18 protein-coding genes are annotated in these 21960 nt (G+C 42.1%); 11 read left to right on the top strand and 7 right to left on the bottom strand.

All coding sequences use genetic code 11. The features are described 5' to 3' along the window. Positions 1–731 precede the first annotated feature (731 nt). The 4 genes from ACJAZP_RS18005 (at position 732) to ACJAZP_RS17990 (ending at position 4485) form a co-directional block, all read left to right on the top strand. Entirely contained in the window at positions 732–1217 is a 486-nt protein-coding gene (locus tag ACJAZP_RS18005; RefSeq protein WP_415232130.1) for a VOC family protein, read from the top strand. A gap of 512 nt (positions 1218–1729) precedes the next feature. Continuing rightward, a complete protein-coding gene (locus ACJAZP_RS18000; protein WP_415232129.1) occupies positions 1730–2326 on the top strand; it encodes a tyrosine-type recombinase/integrase in 597 nt (198 codons plus the stop codon). Positions 2327–2966: 640 nt separating this feature from the next. After that, entirely contained in the window at positions 2967–3395 is a 429-nt protein-coding gene (locus tag ACJAZP_RS17995) for a phosphate-starvation-inducible PsiE family protein (protein ID WP_415232128.1), read from the top strand. 121 nt (positions 3396–3516) lie between these two features. Then, positions 3517–4485 (top strand): calcium/sodium antiporter, encoded by a 969-nt coding sequence (locus tag ACJAZP_RS17990; protein WP_415232127.1) that lies wholly within the window; start codon positions 3517–3519, stop codon positions 4483–4485. A 314-nt stretch (positions 4486–4799) separates the two neighbouring features. On the opposite strand, the gene ACJAZP_RS17985 is transcribed toward ACJAZP_RS17990, so the two are convergent. Next, positions 4800–5291 carry a hypothetical protein gene (locus tag ACJAZP_RS17985; RefSeq protein WP_415232126.1) on the bottom strand — a complete coding sequence of 164 codons (492 nt, stop codon included), beginning with the start codon at positions 5289–5291 and terminating at the stop codon, positions 4800–4802. Between the two features lie 424 nt (positions 5292–5715). On the opposite strand from ACJAZP_RS17985, the gene ACJAZP_RS17980 reads away from it, so the two are divergent. From ACJAZP_RS17980 to cydC, 3 genes are all read left to right on the top strand, one after another. Continuing rightward, complete coding sequence (locus tag ACJAZP_RS17980; protein ID WP_415232125.1) at positions 5716–6084, top strand: ribosome recycling factor family protein; 369 nt, start codon at positions 5716–5718, stop codon at positions 6082–6084. 819 nt (positions 6085–6903) lie between these two features. Further along, positions 6904–8718: a heme ABC transporter permease/ATP-binding protein CydD gene (gene cydD, locus ACJAZP_RS17975; RefSeq protein WP_415232124.1), complete on the top strand. Its 1815-nt coding sequence runs from the start codon at positions 6904–6906 to the stop codon at positions 8716–8718. After that, positions 8715–10493 carry a heme ABC transporter ATP-binding protein/permease CydC gene (gene cydC / locus ACJAZP_RS17970; RefSeq protein WP_415232123.1) on the top strand — a complete coding sequence of 593 codons (1779 nt, stop codon included), beginning with the start codon at positions 8715–8717 and terminating at the stop codon, positions 10491–10493. The genes cydD and cydC overlap by 4 nt, the downstream gene beginning before the upstream one ends. A gap of 564 nt (positions 10494–11057) precedes the next feature. Here the strand turns inward: cydC and ACJAZP_RS17965 are convergent. Next, on the bottom strand, positions 11058–11897 hold the full coding sequence (locus ACJAZP_RS17965) for a helix-turn-helix domain-containing protein (RefSeq protein ID WP_415232122.1): 840 nt from the start codon (positions 11895–11897) through the stop codon (positions 11058–11060). A gap of 162 nt (positions 11898–12059) precedes the next feature. Beyond that, positions 12060–12881, bottom strand: a complete 822-nt coding sequence (locus ACJAZP_RS17960; protein WP_415232121.1) for a GNAT family N-acetyltransferase — start codon at positions 12879–12881, stop codon at positions 12060–12062. 415 nt (positions 12882–13296) lie between these two features. Between ACJAZP_RS17960 and ACJAZP_RS17955 the strand changes: the two genes are divergently transcribed. After that, entirely contained in the window at positions 13297–13848 is a 552-nt protein-coding gene (locus tag ACJAZP_RS17955) for a nucleoside deaminase (protein ID WP_415232120.1), read from the top strand. A 426-nt stretch (positions 13849–14274) separates the two neighbouring features. Here ACJAZP_RS17955 and ACJAZP_RS17950 read toward each other — a convergent pair whose 3' ends face one another. Next, entirely contained in the window at positions 14275–16833 is a 2559-nt protein-coding gene (locus ACJAZP_RS17950) for an ABC transporter (RefSeq protein ID WP_415232119.1), read from the bottom strand. A 650-nt stretch (positions 16834–17483) separates the two neighbouring features. Here ACJAZP_RS17950 and ACJAZP_RS17945 point away from each other — a divergent pair. Both ACJAZP_RS17945 and ACJAZP_RS17940 read left to right on the top strand, forming a co-directional pair. Beyond that, positions 17484–18092, top strand: coding sequence for a PEP-CTERM sorting domain-containing protein (locus tag ACJAZP_RS17945; protein WP_415232118.1), 609 nt, complete (start codon positions 17484–17486; stop codon positions 18090–18092). 442 nt (positions 18093–18534) lie between these two features. Then, positions 18535–19794: a M18 family aminopeptidase gene (locus tag ACJAZP_RS17940; protein ID WP_415232117.1), complete on the top strand. Its 1260-nt coding sequence runs from the start codon at positions 18535–18537 to the stop codon at positions 19792–19794. Between the two features lie 224 nt (positions 19795–20018). Here the strand turns inward: ACJAZP_RS17940 and ACJAZP_RS17935 are convergent, their stop codons facing one another. The 3 genes from ACJAZP_RS17935 to ACJAZP_RS17925 form a co-directional block, all read right to left on the bottom strand. Next, entirely contained in the window at positions 20019–20543 is a 525-nt protein-coding gene (locus ACJAZP_RS17935) for a phosphoribosyltransferase (protein ID WP_415232116.1), read from the bottom strand. 210 nt (positions 20544–20753) lie between these two features. Next, the gene (locus ACJAZP_RS17930; RefSeq protein WP_415232115.1) at positions 20754–21374 is read right to left on the bottom strand and encodes a DNA-3-methyladenine glycosylase family protein; all 621 of its coding nucleotides are present in this window, start codon (positions 21372–21374) and stop codon (positions 20754–20756) included. A 26-nt stretch (positions 21375–21400) separates the two neighbouring features. Further along, the gene (locus ACJAZP_RS17925; protein ID WP_415232131.1) at positions 21401–21592 is read right to left on the bottom strand and encodes an EamA family transporter; all 192 of its coding nucleotides are present in this window, start codon (positions 21590–21592) and stop codon (positions 21401–21403) included. Between the two features lie 111 nt (positions 21593–21703). Between ACJAZP_RS17925 and ACJAZP_RS17920 the strand changes: the two genes are divergently transcribed. Next, on the top strand, positions 21704–21877 hold the full coding sequence (locus ACJAZP_RS17920) for a hypothetical protein (RefSeq protein ID WP_415232114.1): 174 nt from the start codon (positions 21704–21706) through the stop codon (positions 21875–21877). Positions 21878–21960 lie beyond the last annotated feature (83 nt).

The raw sequence follows: 21960 nt of genomic DNA, 5'->3' as shown, positions 1-21960 counted from the left end.
GTATTTCAAATTTGGCATGAGCGAACCCAACATGACGAGATAAGAGGGAAAATTCGAAAAATGATTCATTTTATTCTAAATGAGCACGTTAACAGCAACTAGTTGCAATAGATTTATAACAATCAAGGCTAGTGGTTGAGGTAAATACTGTTTTGTGTGGGTTACTTTTACTGATGACAACTTGGTTTTGTCGATATACGTCAGTAGCATACGTGGCTAATCTAGGATGGATAATCTAGGAAGGACAATGACAGCCATCATAAACCAACACAAAATCTAGCTGGTGCTGAAATGGGGATAAACCGAACGTAAGTGAGGGGGCGATCTCAACAGGTAAATAGTACAAAAATACTATCTCGCTTTGCCCCTTCGCGAGTTAGATTGATGAGGCCCTATCGGTCCATTGCCTTATAAATTAAAATCTGTGGCCAAATTAACTTAGTCATAACACTAATTATATTTGGTCAATTCAAGCTGACAATCAAATGTTTTTTGTTATTTGTGTTTTCACCGCGCGGAAAATTACAGTGTAATTAAATAATCCTGCATTTATCGTTTCACTTGGCAGATTCAACCTTGAAGTGCATAACCATTAAATAGTCACATATTAATCATAACGTTTTATTATCAACTTAATAATCTATAATAATTTTTAGTTTAGTGATGTTCGGCGTAATATTCCCTCATCGAAACGAATTACGAATCAATCAATAGTATTTTTGGAGTAAGTTATGAAAATGAATCACGTAGGTTTGATGGTTGGCGACATGGATAAAGCGGTTGAGTTTTACACTAAAGCGCTGGGTCTAAAAGTTGTAATGGGTAACACTAAGGTACAAGAAGAACGTAAAACGGCTATTGGCAGAATGTGTGTGGCCGTTTTTGGTGAAGGCTTTAAAGGCTTTAACATTGCACACTTAGTAACGACTGACGGCATTGGTGTTGAGATGTTTGAAATGGTCGATCGTCAAGAACGTCATGAAGTTGATTTTACACGTATTGGTATCTTCCACTTTTGTCTGCAAACAGATGACTTTGAAGGTGCCATTGCGCGTACTGTGCAATATGGCGGTAAAGCACGTATGGATATTACGCGCTACCACCCAGAAGACGACAATAATCTAACACAAATGGTGTACTTAGAAGACCCGTTTGGCAATTTGTTTGAGCTTTACTCGCATAGTTATGAAGAAACTTACGCTACTGATTACGAGTAATCGTTTTAATATAACGCGTGTTATAAGCACTGCTCGGAGGCTACCTAAATGGTGGCCTTTTTTGTGTATACAGGTAAATTCCCTAGGGCACTTTATGCCCCGTTGCTAGATAGATTGGTAACGCGCTACTTTAGTTGCATAGTCATTCTGGGATTCATTGATAGAATAAATGGCAATAAAGAGGCTTTATTTTAATAGCAAATAGATGAGACACCTCGGCAGCCGCACTCAAAAACGCCTTTTCATGTGCACACCTCAATAGCTGCACTCAAAAGCGCTATTATGAGTGTAAAAACGAATAATAAAAATCATTAATACGGAAACGGGACTGAGGTAGCGCAGTAGTTCTGGCCACTAATCTAATGTCAAAGTAGTTATTTTTCTAGGGTGCTTTGTACCCCTTTTCGATGTTGAAATTTCCTTTTACACTGATAATTTTCCCCCTTACGAATTGTTTTTATGAATAGCGATGCTTAAAGCTTATTACAGTAACTCAGTGATAGGAGTATGTTATGAAAGCTTGGAATAAAGGCAAACGGGTTGGTCAGAAAAAAGCGTTTAAATTAGAAGATATTTGGGAAATTCATATTCGTCTCGAACTACAAAATAATATCGAACCATTGCTCATGTTTAATTTGGCAATAGATAGTAAGCTACGCTCTAGTGATTTAATTCAACTCAAAGTACGTGATATATCCTGTAGTTCATTAATTCAATCCCGGGCCATAGTCGAACAAAAGAAAACTGAGCGTGAAGTCCAATATGAAATAACACCTAAAACTCAACAATGTCTAACTCTCTGGATACATAACCAGAACTTTACTCCCTCGGATTATTTATTCCCGAGCCCACGAAAGAAAGGTAGTCATATAAGTTATCACTATTATTCAGGAATAGTTAAACAATGGGTAACAAAATTAGGGTTAGATTTAACTCAATACAACACTCATTCGCTTAGGAGAACGAAAGCATCCTTAATTTATGCAAAAACGAAAAACCTTCGAGCAATACAATTATTATTGGGGCATTCAAAACTGGAAAATACGATTGAATATTTGGGAGTTGAAATCGAAAACGCATTAACTATTTCAGAAGCAACAGAAACGTAATTATTAATTATTTAGTTAGGCGAAAGATTGTTGCATATATCATTTTTGCCTCAATTTGATCAAACTCTAGACTAATTATCTCTGGCACTTAAGTATGACTTATTTACCCTTCGGTGTTGCATTTTCTCGATCTCCGCCGGATGGATATGGAGTTGTACTTGGCTAATTCCCCCTGGCCCAGGATGACTAGATGGACCTCTGCCTTTCGAACCACCAACTTTAGAGACCCCTTTAGAGCTCAAAAACCAGAAAGCATAGATAATTCTCTCCACCACTACGTCTAAATGTCAGTATTTTCAACAGTGGTGTGGTGTTATTTCAATCGTTAATTCAGAAGATACAACTAATAGTGCAGATTATATTTTCCATGACCTTAATTTTTCTTATAAATCATTAGGTTAGTTTGATTTTAAAAATAGTAATAGTATAGGTGTCGCCCTAACACCTATCTCAAATCAAGCTTATACTGAATTGTTACTGAAAATATAATTAAGCAACGAATTAATGATGTTTTAGTGTTGAAAAAAGCGGATTTAAGGGGATATCACCTCTGTTCATTTTATATTTGAAAGACTGCTATGAACAAGGTGTTGTCTCTCATGAATGGCAAAGCTAAAAAAGCAATGCAACGGAAAGAGTAATGGAAGAAAAAATGGAAAAAATACTGAAAATATTTGAGAAATACCTTGTTCTTTTTTTACTACTACTAATGATGCTCACAGTAGCGGCAACAGCAATTGAGCTGACGACAGTACTTTATACTCAACTGATGAAACCACCGTATCTTGCACTCGATGTAGCTGAGGCTATCGAGGTTTTTGGCTTCTTTCTAATGGTCTTAATCGGACTAGAACTCCTCGAGAGTATAAAGATTTATATTGAAAAACATCGAGTACATGCAGAGGTCGTATTTCTAGTTGCTATCATCGCGGTGTCCAGAAAAGTGATTATTCTGGACTACAGTGAGACTGCCCCGGAAACGCTTTGGGGAATATCCTCAATCATCCTTGCATTGAGCATTGGATACTTTCTTGTGCGACGATCCCAACACGAGAGTATTGGCAACTAACAAGGCGATCGTTCCTATGGAAACTACTCAGCGCTTTATTTTCGTCACACAGCTTGGTCTAGGCTTCAATGGTGATCCGCCTTTTAAAGGCGTTAATAACTCCGTCCGGAATATCTGAATTATGTTGAACATTTTATTTCTCTTAGCGGGTATAGCCTTACTTACATGTGGCGGTGAAGTATTGATTCGTGGCTCGCTGGCTGCCGCAAAGCGCTTGGGTGTATCACCTTTGCTAAGCGGTCTAGTTATCGTCGGATTCGGCACTTCAGCGCCAGAGTTAGTAGTCTCCGTTAATGCTGCAATAGAGGGGCGACCGGACATCGCTATTGGTAATGTTGTTGGCAGCAATATCGGTAATATTTTATTGGTTCTGGGCATTTGCGCGGTGATCACGCCGTTGGCAGTAAAACCATTGGTACTAAGGCGAGACGCTGCCACTGTAGTGGCTGCAAGCATATTGTTTGTGATTCTAATTCTGGTTGGCGGGAGTACCCTTGGGCGTACCGATGCCGCTATCTTCCTTGTTGCATTGGTCTCGTACTTAGTATGGGCATATTGGAGCGAACGCTTTCACGCCGCACCGTCGAGTGAGCTATACCAAGCTGAAGCAGAAGAACTTTCCACCGCTCCTAAGTCGGTATTCTGGACTATAATCGCCGTGGTGCTTGGTTTGTTGCTGTTGATTGGCGGATCACAAGTTCTACTGATTGGGGCTATTGGTATTGCAGAGCACTTTAATGTACCAGAGGCGGTCATCGGCCTTTCATTGGTGGCAATAGGTACGTCACTTCCCGAATTGTCTATATCGGTGATAGCAGCCATTCGGCGGCACGCTGATGTAGCGGTTGGAAATATACTCGGAAGTAATATATTCAACTTACTTGGAATTCTGGGAGTGTCATCATTTCTTCAACCACTGCCTGTTCATGCAAGAATATTACAGTTTGATCAATGGGTTATGCTGGGAACATCTTTACTCTTGTTTTTGTTTTTGTACACGGGAAGTCGCCTGAGCCGGCTAGAAGGCGGAATACTACTTGGCGGATACTGTATCTATATCTGGCTAAGTTTTACGGTATTCAGTGGTTAATAAGTTAGAAGCTAGTAAATAAACAAGTGGTTTTGCTCCTGCGTCGCTAATTTTACCCAACTATTTTATTGCCCGTTATTTGGGTGTTAATACAGTCACTTCGAAAATTTAGTTTAAGGATAAAAAGGGTTTTACGCTTGTTTGCAAGAAAGCGAGCGTAAATGGAGCAAAAGTTCTAAATCGCTTTGCCCCTTTGCTAGCCAGAATAGAAGCGTTCGACATTTTTTAATTGCTTACCTATCCATTAAGCCGACATGTCGGATTGATTGATAAGTTGTTACTGGTTTTACTTATATCCACCTACTTAGTGTCATTTAAATTTTACAGCGGGCTAAATCTGTTGCGAAATCTCCCGTATATTTACGGCCTAATTTTTCAAGTTCATCTACGCTCATAATAATTGATTTAGGCTCTGTACACCTATCGCTGTTATTTTGATTAGTTGCCGATGTTGCTTCTAAATTTTGTTGTACCTTACAAAACTGCCCCATAGAAAAATTGACCGCTCTTAAGTAATCACGAAAAACAGTGGCGCTGGTATTTGTGTAGCAGTTAACAATTGCTTCAATATCAGGGTTATCTATATTGTCGCTAACCACATTTATTGTCTTTGCCATTGCGCTTTCACCATTTGAAAAACCACCTAACTCGCCTATCGATTGATAAATGATGTGCTGTGCAGTGATGTTCTCGACTTCATTCTTATCTTCTGAGAAAAAATAAACACCCAAAACAAGAACAACTATAAAATAACCAAAAATAAGCAATGCAGTGCCAAAAACTTTCATGGTTTTAATGTTTTTCAAGATATATTTACCTCTCTTAATATGCTGTTCTGGGTTTTATTATATATCTTTTTAATTTCCTCTTTTTTTCCCACATATACAACCATCTTTACCTAGAAAACCGCAACAAGTGTGGCTAAAATTTAATACTAGTTATGATTGTAGTGGTATAGTGATCTTGGTCACTAATACAGAGGTAATTAGCTTATTTTCTAAAGCGCTTTGCTCCTAGCGAGCTAGGAAACTAAGTCGCTAATCGCCCCCAGGCTTCAGAAAACAAGCTTATGATTTATTGTTATCAAGATTAAAGACCAAGCACCATATGTTTATTCAAGTAACAGATAATCCAGATATTGAATATGCTTTAAGACTATTGTTCGTCAAATGTCTGTGCAACAGTTATTATTGACCTTTGACTTATCAAACAATTCTGATGGAGGGTGCTGTGCCAAATTACACTTCAAAAATGCTCTCAATTAAGTTAAATAATTTTCTTCATCGTATTGATTGTAAAGCGACAATGATAGAACTTGCGACTCAACATTGTTGTAGCTTAAAGCGTATCCGTCGTTCGAAAAATTGGTTACTCATGGGCAGCCAAAGTCAGCTTGTTGAGATAAGTGATAAATTACGGCAGGAAAAAGCATTGTGGATTGCAGAAGCCATTGATAAAGCGCTACCAAAACCAACCTTTAGTTTAACGTTGATAATGAAATCTAACCCTGCAATGACAGTCAATCGATTAATGGCCGAGACTGGTTGTACGTTAATTGAGGCTCGAGGTGCCATTGATACTGCTGAAGGTTTTATTTAATAAAACTCAGCAAATGCTCGAGCATATTAATTTTTAAAATAGGCTAGGTACTTGGTTAAATCGACCAATAATAAAACAGGAATGTGCAGAGCAGCCTGTGGTGATATATGTCTCCCGCTTAAGTTAGCCAACTCGCAAACGCCCCCAAAACTTACAAAACAAATACTGGCCAAATTCACTTTGGCATTACGGTGCGCGCTTTAGGGGGAAATCGAGCGTGGTATAGCTTATATTTTCACTCTTTGAGGCGCTGGGGGAAGGGGCTCCTGCCGGATTATACATATCTTCCCGTGCTAGCGGGTGGAGCCAAAATAAAAGCACTTTTTACCCAACCTTAATTATTTAAATGTTGAGAGTAGAATGGAAGGGATAATAACTGCTAACCATCTATCGCTGGCTTAGGAGATTCAGCCTAAATTAAGATTTTTTCTCGGTGTGTAAGCCTCTGTGTCCTCCGTGGTGAATGAATAAGGGTGAATTTTTATAAAGGCCGCTTATTAAAATCTTATTAAAATAGTTTTTACCTATCACATTGATATTTATAATCATCTATATCTATTGTTTTTTTAGCGTTATGATTAAAAAATTAATATTATTATTAACTCAAAGATAATTCAAACGGACGTTAAATTCCTGAATTTCTTTAGCTTATTAGATCATTAAAAGCGTTAGACAAACATAAAATAACAACACGACAGGGTGCTTTTATTCCTATGGGAAATATTGAGCCGCTTGTTAGTTTCATTTATACTCCGAGCCTGTGATACTGCGCTATTAGCTTTTTAAGTGTAATCATGTAACTCGAACTGCAGGAACAATATGGACAAACCCTTAGAAAAAAAACTGACCTCTTGGTTAAAAAAACAGAAAAAAACCTGCGGTTTTTATCTCAATTTAACAGTGATATTTGGCTTGTTAACCGGCTTCTCCCTGATAGTACAAGCCTACTTGATCTCTACTATTCTGCATGGCATTATTATCCTTAATCTTCCTAAGTCTCAATTCAGCAATGAATTTATATGCTTATTGGCCTTAGTTCCAGTACGTGCATTACTTGCCTATGCCCGTGAACGGAGCGGTTTCGAAGCCGGTAAACGGCTACGATTACAAATTCGCAGTGCAGTACTGGATAAAATCAGTGAGTTAGGTCCTTCTTTTATCAAAGGTAAACCGGCGGGTAGTTGGGCAAGTATTGTGCTTGAACAAGTTGAAGACCTGCACGATTTTTATGCCCGGTACTTACCGCAGATGATACTGGCCGGTTTTATTCCGCTTACCATTTTGGTTGTTGTCTTTCCATTAAATTGGGCTGCCGGACTTATTTTATTATGCACAGCACCACTGATTCCAATATTTATGATTTTTGTTGGTGAGGGGGCTGCAGATGCTAACCGTAAGAATTTCAGTGCAATGGCACAGTTAAGTGGCCATTTTATGGACCGTTTAAAAGGATTACATACCTTAAAGCTATTTAATCGAGGTAAAGCTGAAGGAAAAGATATTGAAGCCGCTTCTGAATCATTTCGTAAAAAAACCATGTCAGTGTTACGCATCGCCTTTTTAAGCTCGGCAGTATTAGAGTTCTTTGCCGCCGTCTCTATTGCATTATTAGCTATTTATTTTGGTTTTAGTTTCTTAGGTCATTTTAATTTTGGTGATTATGGTGCGGGATTTAGTCTGTTTGTGGGTATGTTTGTATTAATGCTTGCGCCTGAATTTTACCAGCCATTACGAGATATGGGGACCCATTATCATGCTAAAGCACAGGCGATTGGTGCCGCTGAAGAGTTGATGGAATTATTAGAATATAAGCTGGAGGAGAATGAGCAAATAACATTATCTGCTGAAAAAAACACAACGCTTAAAACCATAAACTGGGACGCTGGCCTTGAGATAGTTGCGTCTGATTTCAGGGTGAAGAGTCATTCGGGTATTACTCTGGCGGGGCCGCTCAGTTTTCAACTTAATAATGGCCAACATATGGCGGTTGTTGGGCCGAGTGGGGCGGGTAAAAGTAGCCTGTTAAATGGTTTGTTGGGTTTTTTACCCTATCAAGGTTCGCTGAAAATTAATGGTGTTGAGTTAAACGAATTAGCGGTATCACAATGGCGTGCTCATTTGGCATGGCTTGGCCAAGACCCACAGCTTTTTCATGGCACCGTGCGTGATAATGTGGCGATGGCTTCCCCTGACATGCACGATGAGACGGTTCGATCGTTATTAGCGAAGGCCAAGGTATTAGACTTTGTTGATCAACAAACCTTAGGGTTAGATTACCCCATTGGTGAGCAAATGGCCGGTGTTTCCGTAGGACAAGCGCAGCGTATTGCATTAGCGCGTGCGCTTGGACAGGAAGCGCCACTGTTTTTATTAGATGAGCCAACGGCGGGTTTAGACAGGCATAACGAACAAGCGGTACTGAGTGCATTACGTGATGCAATGATAAATTCATCCTGTTTGATGGTTACCCATCGATTAGATCAGTTGGTGCAAATGGACATGGTTTTAGTGTTAGATAAAGGTCTTATCGTTCAACAGGGCAGTTTTGATGAGTTAAACAACTTACCCGGGTTATTTAAGCAAATGCAGACAGATGATTCAGACGATCAAGAAAACAAGGAGCTTAACTTATGAGAACCTTACTGCCTTTTATTAAATTGTTTAAACATCAATGGCTAATGATGTTGATCGGTTTGTTTTTAAGTATTACCACTTTAGTCGCGGGGATCGGTTTATTATCACTTTCAGGGTGGTTTTTATCAGCATCTGCCGTAGCAGGGTTAACCTTAGTCGCCACCCAAGCGTTTAATTATTTTACGCCCGCTGGTGGCGTTCGCTTCCTCTCTATTATGCGAACCGCAAGCCGATACGGTGAGCGTTTAGCGACTCATGAAGCAACGTTTAAACTGCTAACGCGGCTTCGTGTCTGGGCTTGGCGTAAAGTGTTGCCGCTTAGTGCGCGTAATATGCAAAAGTTACGACAGGGGGAATTACTCAATCGCTTAGTGGCTGATATCGATACTCTAGATCACCTTTATTTACGATTGATTACGCCAATGATAACCGCATTATTAATGATTGCTGGTTTATATCTTTTTGTCGCCTGGATTGATGCACAATTAGCGCTGATTTTGTGTGGCAGCTTATTATTGATTTGGCTTACCTTACCTTGGGTTTTCTATTTTCTTGGCCGAAAACCCGGTATAAAAGAACTCGAAAGCAAACGAGTATTGCGCGTCCAAATACTGGAATTTGTGCAGGGGTTAGCTGAAATATCTCTGTTCGGTGCGGATCAGCGCTTTCGTGAAAAATTACGACTCTCTGAAGCAAACCTTTTAGATAGCCAGCGTGCAATGGTTAATGTCACGGGATTTAGCCAGGCCGCGTTGATCTTATGCCATGGCGTAGTGGTGGTGCTTATCCTTTATATTGCCGCTTCTGGTGTTGGTGAACATCAGCCGCCCGGGCCTATGTTGGCAATGATCACTTTTATGGTGCTGGCCTGTATTGAAATGTTAATGCCAATTGCGGGTGCCTTTCAGCATCTATCGGCTTGTGTCAACGCCGGTAAACGCGTTAATGAATTAGTTGAGCAAACACCGGACATTATATTTAACAATCAAAATCAAACCGTTGTAAAGCAGGGCGCATTAGAGCTTAAGAATATCGCCTTTTCGTATGAAAAGGGCGGTGCGCAAATACTTAAGGGAATTAATTTATCTATTAAAGCCGGCGAAAAAGTGGCGTTATTAGGGCAAACGGGCTGTGGTAAATCAAGTTTACTCTCATTGATTACGCGAGAATGGGAACCAAATTCCGGCAGTTTATTAGTTGATGGTCTAGCAGTTAATCAGTACAGCCAACAAGCCTTAACCGGCGGACTTTCCTTGGTGAGTCAACGTATTTATCTGTTTTCCGGCACATTAAGAGACAATTTGACCTTAGCGCAGCCGAATGTTTCTGAGTGTGCAACGGGTGCAGAGCAAAAAGCGGCTCAAGATATTAATGATAAACGTCTGATTGTTGTGCTTAAAAAGGTCGGACTGTCTGCATTAATAGAGGGAGGAAATTCTCTTGATGCATGGATAGGTGAGGGCGGTAGACAACTCTCTGGAGGTGAACAGCGACGGATCGGTGTTGCTCGAGTGTTATTGCGTGATGCGCCCTTATTATTGCTGGATGAGCCCACTGAAGGGTTAGATAAGCGCACGGAAAGAGAGATCCTTTCTTTGTTATTGGAGTTTGCTAAGAATAAAACCGTATTAATGATCAGCCATCGACTGACCGCCATGACAAAAATGGATAAAATTCACTTGATGGAAGATGGTCTATTACGTGTTTCGGGTTCTCATGCTGATTTATTAGCACAAGATGATTATTATGCAAGCCTGTATCAACAGTTACGTTAGCACTGCAATTTTCATCTGTAGAATAGATTTGTTTGGAATTCTGGTTTGGGCTGGTAAAGTAACAAGCCGAGCCTAAAGGCTCAGTTCCGGCAGTGTGTGCAGACTTTGTCTTTTGGAGCCGAGCCTAAAGGCTCAGTTCCGGCAGTGTGTGCAGACTTTGTCTTTTGGAGCCGAGCCTAAAGGCCGAGTTCCGGCAGTGTGTGCAGACTTTGTCTTTTTGGAACCGCGCCTTCAGGCGGGGCAATGTTTGGTAAAAACATCCTGCTGACAATTATTAATATGCTACTTCAGAAAAGCCGATCCTAAAGGCCCAGTTCCGGCAGTGTGTGTAGACTTTGTCTTTTTGAAACCGCGCCTTCAGGCGGGACAATGTTTGGTAAAAACATCCTGCTGACAATTATTAATATGCTACTTTAGAAAAGCCGAGCCTAAAGGCCGAGTTCCGGCAGTATGTACGGATTTTTCCTTTTGGGACCGAAGGGCAAGATTACGAATCATTTCAGGTTGGATTTACGTTCTTCATGGTGACATTCTGATTGTCGGGATTGAATATTTCCGACAATATCAGGAAGATTTAACGCCACCATAAACATCAATCGTTAACCCTCTTTCTTTTGCGTAAGTCTTCGGTGTTAAACCTATCTGTTTTTTCAAGTGACGGATAAGGTGTGGTTGGTCGCTAAAACCAAACTGAAAGGCGACTTCAACCCAATCAATATCGCTGGCACTACGCTGATAAAGAAATTCCAACATAGCCTCAAGTTTATTCATTGCCTGACATTGCTTCAAGGTCAGGCCTGTCACTCGACGAAAGCTTCTCTCTAATGTTCTTTGCGAACAGTAAAGCAAGTTGCCAAGCTCTGAAATTGGCGTGCAGTCTAATAATTGAAGCGCTTTTCGAGTGAGTTCACTGTGTTGATCTTCCTTGCATTTTGCAAGCCAGGGTAATAACAAATCATCTAATTGAGCGCAGCATAGGTTCTGATCATTTTGCCCTATTTCTAAGAGAGTTGGGCCGCTAAATTCAGGGCTATTTAATAGGCTAGAGAGGTCAATCTCTTCAACGGCATCCAGCATTGGGTGGGAGTAGTTTGACATGTCTAAGGAATAGATTGCTCCGATGTGAAACTTCACACCTAAATGAAGAAAAGGCTTTGAATGATCCAATTGCAACGTTTGATGATGTGGAAACAGCCAATGGCTTCCTCTGCCGCGGGCAATTCCAGAATCCGTACTGTAGTCATAGGTTTGATTTATAGGGGAGATGATTAAGTGAGCCGATGGATCAGGGTTTAACTTCGGAAATTCATAACTTTGAGTTTCCGGTGGTTTTTCTATGAACCAATAACATTCAATATATTTGGCTGCTTGTGGTGATTTGGAAGGTTGTAGCCACTGGATCATCGTATTCTCAACTAGTTAGGTTATGTGCATTGTTATTATATACATTGTTATTATATACATTGTTACTATATGCCCAATAACCAATAAATAGCGTTTTCTTATTAAAACTTACAGGCTCATCCCTATCCTTATTGTCGGTATGAGCCTGTAAGCAAAATTAAATTATGGGCGGTCGAAATCAAACTGAATGATTCGGTTTGAAGAGACCAAACCCGCCCGAGAAATTGCTTTTTGCGCGCCAGTGTTACTGCTTTGTGTTGAACAAATCGGTTTTAAACCTCTTATCGTTGCTTGGTTAATTAGCTTATTCAAAACGCGAGTAGCGATACCTTTTCCTCGTTCAGTTTCAGCAACGATCATACCAAGATCTGCATATTCAGTTTGATATTGATCGAATAATCGGCACTCTCCAGTCGCTAATAACTTGTCATTTCTCCAGTAGCCCCAAAGCTCTTGGCGTTGAATTAGGTTGCCAAAATACCCTAAGATCCATTGCTCGGGTGCACCAATATTGGTAGCCGCAAACGTAACGAACTTATCAAGTTGGTCCTGCTCGGCTAATTTCATATCGATAGGCTCGATAGTCTCAACCTGTAGAGATGCGTTTTGGTGATACATCAAGGCATTCACTTTAAATGATGACGAGTTGTCTAAACAAAGTGAAAGATATTCGCTTTCTGCTGTGCTAACAAATGCTCCGTTAACAGCGCCAATTACGGCACTATTTTGTTGTGCAATCAAAGTAAAAAGTTCTGCTGACTTGGTTTTAGCAACAGGTGAAAGATAAAACTGCAGCATGTAACCTTCATCATTGATACAGCAATATCCGACCAAACAACTATTTTCGTAAAAGCCGAAATGATCTGACATTGCTACAAAACCCAAATGCCACATCCCATCGAGTGGCGCAGTTGATTGCGAAAAGTATTGTTTTTTCAGTTCACTAACTATGCCTAATGACTCTATCTTTTTTATTTCTAACATGGTTCTTCACCTATATATTGATATAAACATTATTCTGTAAATAGGCACTTTCTTACTAAGTACAGTGCCGCATTTCGATGGGATAAATAGTAGGGGATATGGTGTTTGAAAGATTGAATAAAAACGACAGTTTGTCGGAAGTGATTCAAGCTAACAAAGGTTGAAAGAGCGCTAACGCCACCATTGTGCCTTAAAAAACATAAAAAAGTGGTCAGATTAACTAGACCACTAAAACTGAAAGAGTCGGTATTGGTGCTAAACTTATTTTAAACGTAATAAATATTAATATTCAATTATATAAACCATGTTCCATGTTCCATTTTATATTTAGACAAGACTCGCGTATCCAATCTGTTAATTATCCGTCAAAGACCTTTGTACATTTTCATTTACAGAAATTTAGAGGTTTAACTTTATGGACGATCTGAAAGAATTAAGAAAAGCGCTACTAGCCCATCAGATAGACAGGAATTTCCTCGAAGAATCTCTAGGAAAAAGATGTTGCGAAATCGCCAGTGAGTCTCTTGAAAACGGTTGTTATGGTGTAGGGGCCATCCTGGTCGATAAAAATCATAATATTCTTATTGAGGCGGGTAACGAAATATTCCTTGAGGGGTTTCACTCGTCAAGACATGCCGAAATGTTGGTTATTGACCGTTTTGAATTACAATATCCTCAATATGGTGATCGCAGCGGGTTAACTATAATGGTCTCTCTTGAACCATGCCCAATGTGTCTCACCCGTTTGCTGCTCGCCGGAATCGGTGAAATAGTCTATCTGGCGAATGACTATGCTGGTGGTATGGCCTCAAGGATCAACCAAATGCCGCCTGCCTGGATTAATCTGGCCAGCCTGCAAAACTGCAGATTAGCGAAAGTCTCCGAGCCCCTGGTCAGCCTGGCGACACGCCTGGCCAGTTGTCATTTAAGCGAGTTACGAAGCCGCCTTCTTACTAACATCCGTTAGATTTTTTGTGATACTCCTTTGCTTCTCAATTTACTGTGCCACTGCAGAAACGCAACCTGCCAGATAAGGAGCTGTGCGGCTTGTTGCAATTTAGGCGAGTTACGGAACCGCCTTCTTACTAACATCCGTTAGATTTTTTGTGATACTCCTTTGCTTCTCAATTTACTGTGCCACTGCAGAAACGCAACGTGCCAGATAAGGAGCCGTGCGGCTTGTTGCAATTTAGGCGAGTTGCGAAGCCGCCTTCTTACTAACATCCGTTAGATTTTTTGTGATACTCCTTTGCTTCTCAATTTATTGTGTCGCTGCAGAAACGCAACCTGCCAGATAAGGAGCTGTGCGGCTTGTTGCAATTTAGGCGAGTTACGAAGCCGCCTTCTTACTAACATCCGTTAGATTTTTTGTGATACTCCTTTACGCCTAAATTTATTGTGTCGCTGCAGAAACGCAACCTGCCAGATAAGGAGCTGTGCGGCTTGTTGGATGGGTGGCCACCGCGTGAGGAGTACCAGTGGCAACGATAAGGCCACCTTTGTCGCCGCCCGCCGGGCCGATATCGATCACCCAGTCGGCGGCGGCAACCACGTCCATATCGTGTTCGACCACGATAACGGTATTGCCGGCGTCGACGAGCCGGTTCAGCTGGGTGAGGAGAAGCAGCACGTCAGCAGGGTGCAGTCCGGTGGTGGGCTCATCGAGAACGTACAGCGTGTGGCCGCGGCGTGCCCGTTGCAGCTCGGTCGCGAGCTTGATGCGCTGTGCCTCGCCTCCGGAAAGCTCGGTGGCGGGCTGGCCGAGTCGCAGGTAACCGAGGCCAACTTCGCTAAGGGTCTCGAGGCTGCGCAGTGCCGAGGGCACGTCGGCCAGGAAAACCACCGCGGCATCCACTGTCAGCCCAAGCACTTCTGCTACATTCTTATTCCGGTATGTCACCTCAAGCGTCTCTGGATTGTAGCGCGAACCCTCGCAGTCGGGGCAGGGCGAGTAACTGCCGGGCAGAAAGAGCAGTCCAACCGCCACGGATCCTTCGCCGAGGCAGGTCTCGCAGCGACCGCCCGTCACATTGAATGAGAATCTACCCGCGCCGAATTTTCGGCTGCGCGCTTCCGGAGTGGCGGCGAACGTTGAGCGTACCGCGTCGAACAGTCCGGTGTAGGTGGCGAGGTTGGAGCGCGGTGTACGACCGATCGGCTTCTGGTCAACGCGTACCAGGCGGTTGATTGGTTCTGCACCGGTGATCGCCTCGACCGTGGTGTTTTCGATAGGTTTGGGCTCGAGCTGATCGTCCTTTTCCTCATTCGCAGCACTTGTGGATGCGGTGCTGTAATCTTGATCAGGGTGAAGGTGCAAACCAACGGCCTCGGCGAGTACCTGACTCACTAGGGTGGACTTGCCGGAGCCAGATACGCCGGTCACTGCGGTCAGCACGCCGAGCGGAAATTCCGCGTCGAGACCGCGCAGGTTATGGCGAGTGATTCCCGTCAGAGTGAGCCAGCTAAGTGGATGCCGTAGCTCGCGAGCGGCCGGAACCGGGCGCTCGTTGGCGAACAGAAACTCTCGCGTGATCGAGGCGGGCACATTCTTGAGTCCCGCCGTCGGTCCGCTATAGAGTACTTTTCCGCCGTGCTCTCCCGCGCGCGGACCAACGTCGATCACCCAGTCGGCACGGCGCACCACGTCCATGTTGTGTTCCACTATAAAAACGGAGTTTCCGCTGGATTTAAGCTCTTCAAGTACGGCGAGAAGCGGCTCGGCATCGGCCGGATGCAGCCCCGCAGACGGCTCGTCGAGAACGTAGATCACGGCGAATAGCCCGGAGCGTAGTTGGGTGGCGATGCGCAGCCGCTGCATTTCACCGGGAGAAAGCGTCGGTGTGGCGCGTCCCAAACTCAGGTATCCGAGGCCGAGATCGATCAGTACGTCAAGGCGGCGAGTGAGATCGTCGGTGATCGTGGCACTCGGGGTATTGGCGGCCGCCGGTCGGTCGAGCGCGCGACGGAGCTCGGTGAGCGGCAGGGCATTGAGTTCGGCGATTGTGCAACCGTTAAAGGTAACTGCGAGTGCTTCGCTGCGCAGCCCGCTGCCCGCGCAGATCACGCACGGCCCCGACTCCACATACTGCAGCACGCGTTTACGCACCAAGGCACTTTTCGAGTCAGCGAGGGTGTGCATCACGTAACTCTTCGCGCTCCAGAACTTTCCCTTGTAGGGCCGGGGGCGTTCCCGCTCGGGCATGATCTCGACCACGGGTTGTTCCTCGGTGAACAAGATCCAGTCACGGTCGGCGCGGGATAGCTGCTCCCAAGGTATGTCCACATCATGGCCGAGCACGGTCAGAATATCACGCAGGTTTTTACCCTGCCACGCGCCCGGCCAAGCAGTGACGGCACCCTCGCGAATAGTGAGTGAAGGGTCGAGCACCAGCGAAGCCTCGGTAACGGTGTGCGCTGTTCCTAGCCCCTGACATGTAGAGCAGGCACCCATCGCGGTATTCGGTGAAAAGGAGTCAGACTCGAGGCGCGGGGCGCCATCAGGGTAGATTCCTGTTCGGGAATAAAGCATCCGCAGGGAGTTTGATAGGGTCGTGACTGTGCCTACGCTGGATCGAGAGTTGGGCGTTCCCCGGCGCTGCTGCAATGCTACGGCTGGTGGCAGCCCGGTAATTTCATCCACCCTTGGCGTGTGGCCCTGCTGGATCAGACGCCGGGCGTAGGGGGCGACGGATTCGAAAAAACGTCGCTGGGCCTCCGCGAAAATGGTGCCGAAGGCGAGGGATGACTTACCTGAGCCGGACACGCCGGTGAAGGCGACTATCGCGTCCCGCGGCAGATCCACGTCGACGTTCTGCAGGTTGTTCTCCCGGGCACCGCGGACGCGCACGAAACCGCTGGGCGAGGATCGTGGAAGTTCGGAGGGTGCAGGGATGTGGCTCGAGGAAGTGTCAACAGGCGAATGAAGGATGCCGCTATTCTTTCTTTTTTTCATTATGAAAGACCCTTTGGTTGGTTTTTGTCTATAGGAGCAGGAACAATATAGCTAGACGTGGAACTATCACCCCAGGTTTTTCCATTTATTGCATGCAATTATATCTTGTTATGCGCCATTTAAAAATGTCTGCCTTGCATCTGATTTTACCCCTGTGCACAGATTGTAAATTCAGTCATATTGACGATCATTTATTGATTTTACTAACCGCGTCATTCCGGTTATTTTGATCCATTTCGCCATTTTTATTGCACATTATATGAATACTTTATGCACAAGCTTCACGTTTTTAATGCGTTAACTTATTGAAAATAAATAGTTAAATATTTATGGTTTGCATTTATAGAGATCTATATAAATGCAAATTCGTCATTTTTCCAATATGAAATATCAATTTACAATCATGCTTTGGGTCTATTTAACTGTTTTATAAGTCTGTTGTTATATAATTCTTAAAAATAAATGAAATTTAAAATGTGTATTAGTCTGCATCAATTGACCATATAGGGTTGTCGGATAACTTTACATGTTTTTGAAAAACGCATCTTAAAATAAATTAAAATGATTTATAAACAATTACTTATAAATATGGCACGTTTATTGCTTTTCTTAATTTGTTAATTCATTAATTATTAAATTTGGAGAAAAAAATGAAAAAAATAGCTTGTTTGTTGGTTGGTTTGACATTTATAGGTTCAGTTAACGCAACATTAATTGATAACACTGGTTTTTTTACTGATGATATTGCCAGTCTGAACTGGAGAGATATGTCGTACTCAGATGGGCTTTCTTACGATCAAGCCGTTGCATCAACTTTAAGCGGAGGTGTAAATGAAGGGTATCGTGTAGCAACCGGTACTGAAGTTTTAGGTTTATTCAACACTTACATCCCAACTGTATTAACCACATCTTCGAGCTGGGTAAACGTTGGAGCCGGAAATGGGCCTGCTGCAATATTTTATGACTTATTCGGTACTACTTATGGTGCTGGACCAGATCCTGATTACCAATCAATTATTGCTTATACATCATCTTTGTCTGGAAGTCGCCACTTGACTGTTCAATTACACGACTATGAAAATGGCGGTGATATTTTCTTCGGCTATGATCGATGGGGGTCTGCTGATTCTCAGGCTAGTAGTAACTTTGGAACATTTTTGGTTTCTTCAGCAACTTCAGTCCCAGAACCAGCTAGTATTATGCTATTAGGTCTTGGACTGGCTGGCATTGGCTTTTCACGTAAAAAGAAATCTGCTTAAGATGTTCACAGCTTAATTTATAGGGCCTCGGCAACCGTCGGGGCTTTTTTGTGCCTAGAAAAAAGCTGTAGCGGACCTGCGGCCGGTATAGCAGGCACGAATACATTAACTCTCAAACACCCCGTAACGAATTAAAGCAGATGCTAATTCATCATAATTCGCAATAAAAATTCAGATTAATAGTGGATAAAGATGTTTATAAGCAGACGGAAAATGACCTTTTTAACAAAACTACGAATAAAAAATCCTACCCCAAAGTCCTATCGATAAGGACTAGCGACTATTTAACTTAAACGTGGTGTAAATAGGGCTAAATAATAGTGAAACATCAGGCTGAAAGTGAATTCTTACGAATGCTTAAATTGATTTAAAACGCAGTCATCTTTGACTTCGAAAAGAATGTAGCGTTAAATTATCACTTATACTTTTGAAGGATTCAAATATGAATAAACAAGATTTTAACCAAGGACTTTTAGAATTTTTAGATGCGTCTCCCACACCTTTTCATGCCACTTTAAATATGAGCGTGATATTAGAGAATGCTGGATTTATAAAGCTTGATGAACTTCAAAAATGGGAGTTGAAAGAGGGTAATAAATATTTTGTAACACGCAACGATTCTTCTGTTATCGCTTTTACATATCCTAAAGACAAAAACCACACAATAGTGGGTGCTCATACGGATTCACCCAATATAAAACTAAAGCCCAAACCCGTTATTAAAGAGCATGGCGTGGTGAAATTTGCAGTTGAGCCTTATGGCGGTCTTTTACTAAATCCTTGGTTTGACAGAGATCTCTCACTTGCAGGGCGTGTTTCTTATCTTGATTCTAAAAATGTTATTCAAAATGTTTTGATTGATGTTAAAAAGTCTATTGCTATTATTCCATCACTTGCCATTCATTTGGATGAGAATGCTAATAAAGAGAGAACGGTCAATAAGCAGACAGATATCTCACCTGTCCTTACAACAAATAATTATTTTGAGTTTGATGATTTCTTGAAATTGCAACTTGAGAAGTTGGGGATTCGCAATGTTAAAGCGCTTTATGCCAATGAACTTAGTTTTTACGATACAGCGAATGCTTCATATGTAGGTTTAAATGATGACTTTATAGCGAGCGCAAGGTTAGACAACCTGCTTAGTTGTTATGTTGGACTGCTAAGTATATGCAGTGTAAATAATGATAAACCTATGATGTTTATTGCCAGTGACCATGAAGAGGTTGGCAGTGAGTCAACCAGTGGTGCAAGTGGAAGCTTTTTAGAAAATACTCTTAGAAGAATGTATAGCGATTATGAGGACTATATGCAGATGATAAGAGGCTCGCTTTTAATATCTGCTGATAATGCACATGCAATCCATCCAAACTTTCCGTCCAAACACGATGCTAATCATGCTCCACGCATAAATAAAGGCAGTGTTATAAAGATAAATGCAAATCAGAGATATGCTTCAAACTCTACAACTATTTCAAGATTTATGAATGTGGCTAACGCTGTAAATGAGCCGTATCAAGAGTTTGTAACAAGAAGTGATATGGGATGTGGTTCAACTATCGGTCCATTAACTGCGACAAGACTTGGGATTGATACGCTTGATGTTGGACTTCCTACTTTAGCAATGCACTCTATACGTGAGCTTTGTGGTAGTGATGATGCACACTCTTTATATAAAATAATTTTAGGATTTAGCAACTAATTTCTAAAATATGCTTATCTCATATTTCCCTCATTTGCCTCTGTTTTGATCGCTATGAGGGAGCGAATACTGGCATTAAACGCCTATTACTCAACTCTTTTACAAAATAACAGGTGAAAATGAAATTCTTTCCTGCCCCAAAACGGCCGATATAGTTCAACTTTGGACTGACGTTACGCACGCTTTTCCCGCAAGCTTGTGTCGTGGTGTCGAAGTTAATTTAGTCATTTTATAAGTTTTGATATATACGGCACATTTCTAAATTTATTTTCCCATGGTAATCTGTAACCGACCAGTAAATCATCGTTATCCATTTGATAAGCGTAGTGTTGTGTGAACGGGATATCGACCCGACCCGGTTTTACAAATAAGGTTGCGATTGAAAGTGACTTAACTGCAAAGTCGTCAGAGATAAAGGCAGCTAAACGCTTCATAGTACCGCCAGATTCAATGGCATCGTCTATGAGAATGACGTGCTTTCCTTTTATATCGATATTCTGGTGGAAAATAATCGATGAATTGTTACTACTGTCTCCTGGCGTGTGCGGGCAAGAAATATAGTCCATATTGATATCAAACGTAAGTTGTCTAACTAAGTCTGCAGTAAATAAAATCCCACCGGGAACAATGGTAATGACCACAACTTCTTCATCTTGATATTTGTGGTTAAGAATTTTTGCTACCTTTTCAACACCTTGTTGAATCTGCTGTTGGCTTAATACCAAGTTACCAATGTGTTGAGTGTTCATAAAAATCTCTTTGTTATAAAAATGTCCTAGGTTTTGCGCTATTACCTAGTCTGAGTAATTATAAATAATATTGCATAAAGATTAGTTTTTACTCTGCTATTTAATCGACTCAAAAATTTAATGCGCGCTTACCCCAATCGCAATCAAAATCACACCTCTTTGTAATTAACTGCGAGTGCATATTGATGCAACTTCGACAGTGTCCGTCTTTCACTTTTTTACTGAATCAGGTTTATGATAATACTGCCAAAGAAATAACGCGCCGATACTTCGCCATGGAGACCAATGACTTACCATTTCACGAGCCTGCTTAGGTGTCGGTTTATCTGCAAGTCCTTTTAACTGACCCAAGGCGACTAATATTCCCAGATCATCAGCCGGGAAAATATCCTGTCTCTGTAAAGAAAACATCAAATAGATTTCAGCACTCCAACGGCCAAATCCCCTCAATTTTGTAATCGCCTTGATTGCATCTTCATCACTCAGGCTGTCTAATTCATCTACATTAAAGCTGCCATCGACAATGGCTGCAGCTAAACCTTTTACGTATTCTATTTTTCGCCAGGACAAACCTGCATCGCGAAGATCTTGATCTGCAATGACCATAAGCCCTCCGGCAGTGACGTTCTGCATCAGCGCAACCACACGCGCCATAATGACAGTCGCTACTTTGGTCGATAACTGCTGGCTAACAATGATAGACAGGAAAGTCTCAAATCCCCGTGGACGTATTCTCGGCGGTGGTGGCCCTAACGCTTTAAATGCTTTTTCAATATTTTGATCGATCAGGCTAAGCGCCTGCATTCCACTCTCTATCGTTTTTTTATCCATAATTAACCCGTTCCTAATATTGAGACTTAAGCCTTTGCTAATTTATTGCGCTTCCACAACCTGCCATCTATAGCAGACAAGCCCAGTGCAATCAATAACATTCCAGCAAAATGGATAGCTTGCAAAGACTCATTTAGAAACAGTGAACCCAACAAAATAGCAGAAACAGGAACCAGCAATGTGACTAATAAAACGTTGGTTGCGCCGGATAATTCCAGTATTTTAAAATAAAAGACATAGGCAAAAAAACATTAGGCATATCGCCTAAAGTCTACCGAAATGCCGTTCGTATGCGCCATTTCAAGCACTCATTAAAAAAAGGTGATGGTGTGACCGATGCAATATATTCCGCCGGGTTTGGCGCTATTAACCGAGGGTACGGGCAGTCGACTCGTAATATCGGCATGACGACTAAAGCATATCGTTGGAGATTAGAGCGTAAAAGGATATTATTAGATAAGGCAGATTCAACGTTGAAGTGCATAACCGCTAAGCAGCTATAGCCACCATGTGTTCAGCCATTAATGTGGCTGGTGTTTTGTAATTTAGTTTCCTTCTTGGTCTATCATTGAGCTTCACTATTACA

The sequence above is a fragment of the Psychromonas sp. genome (assembly GCF_047632955.1).
Lineage (GTDB): Bacteria > Pseudomonadota > Gammaproteobacteria > Enterobacterales > Psychromonadaceae > Psychromonas.
This window is presented reverse-complemented; position numbering and strand designations above follow the sequence as displayed.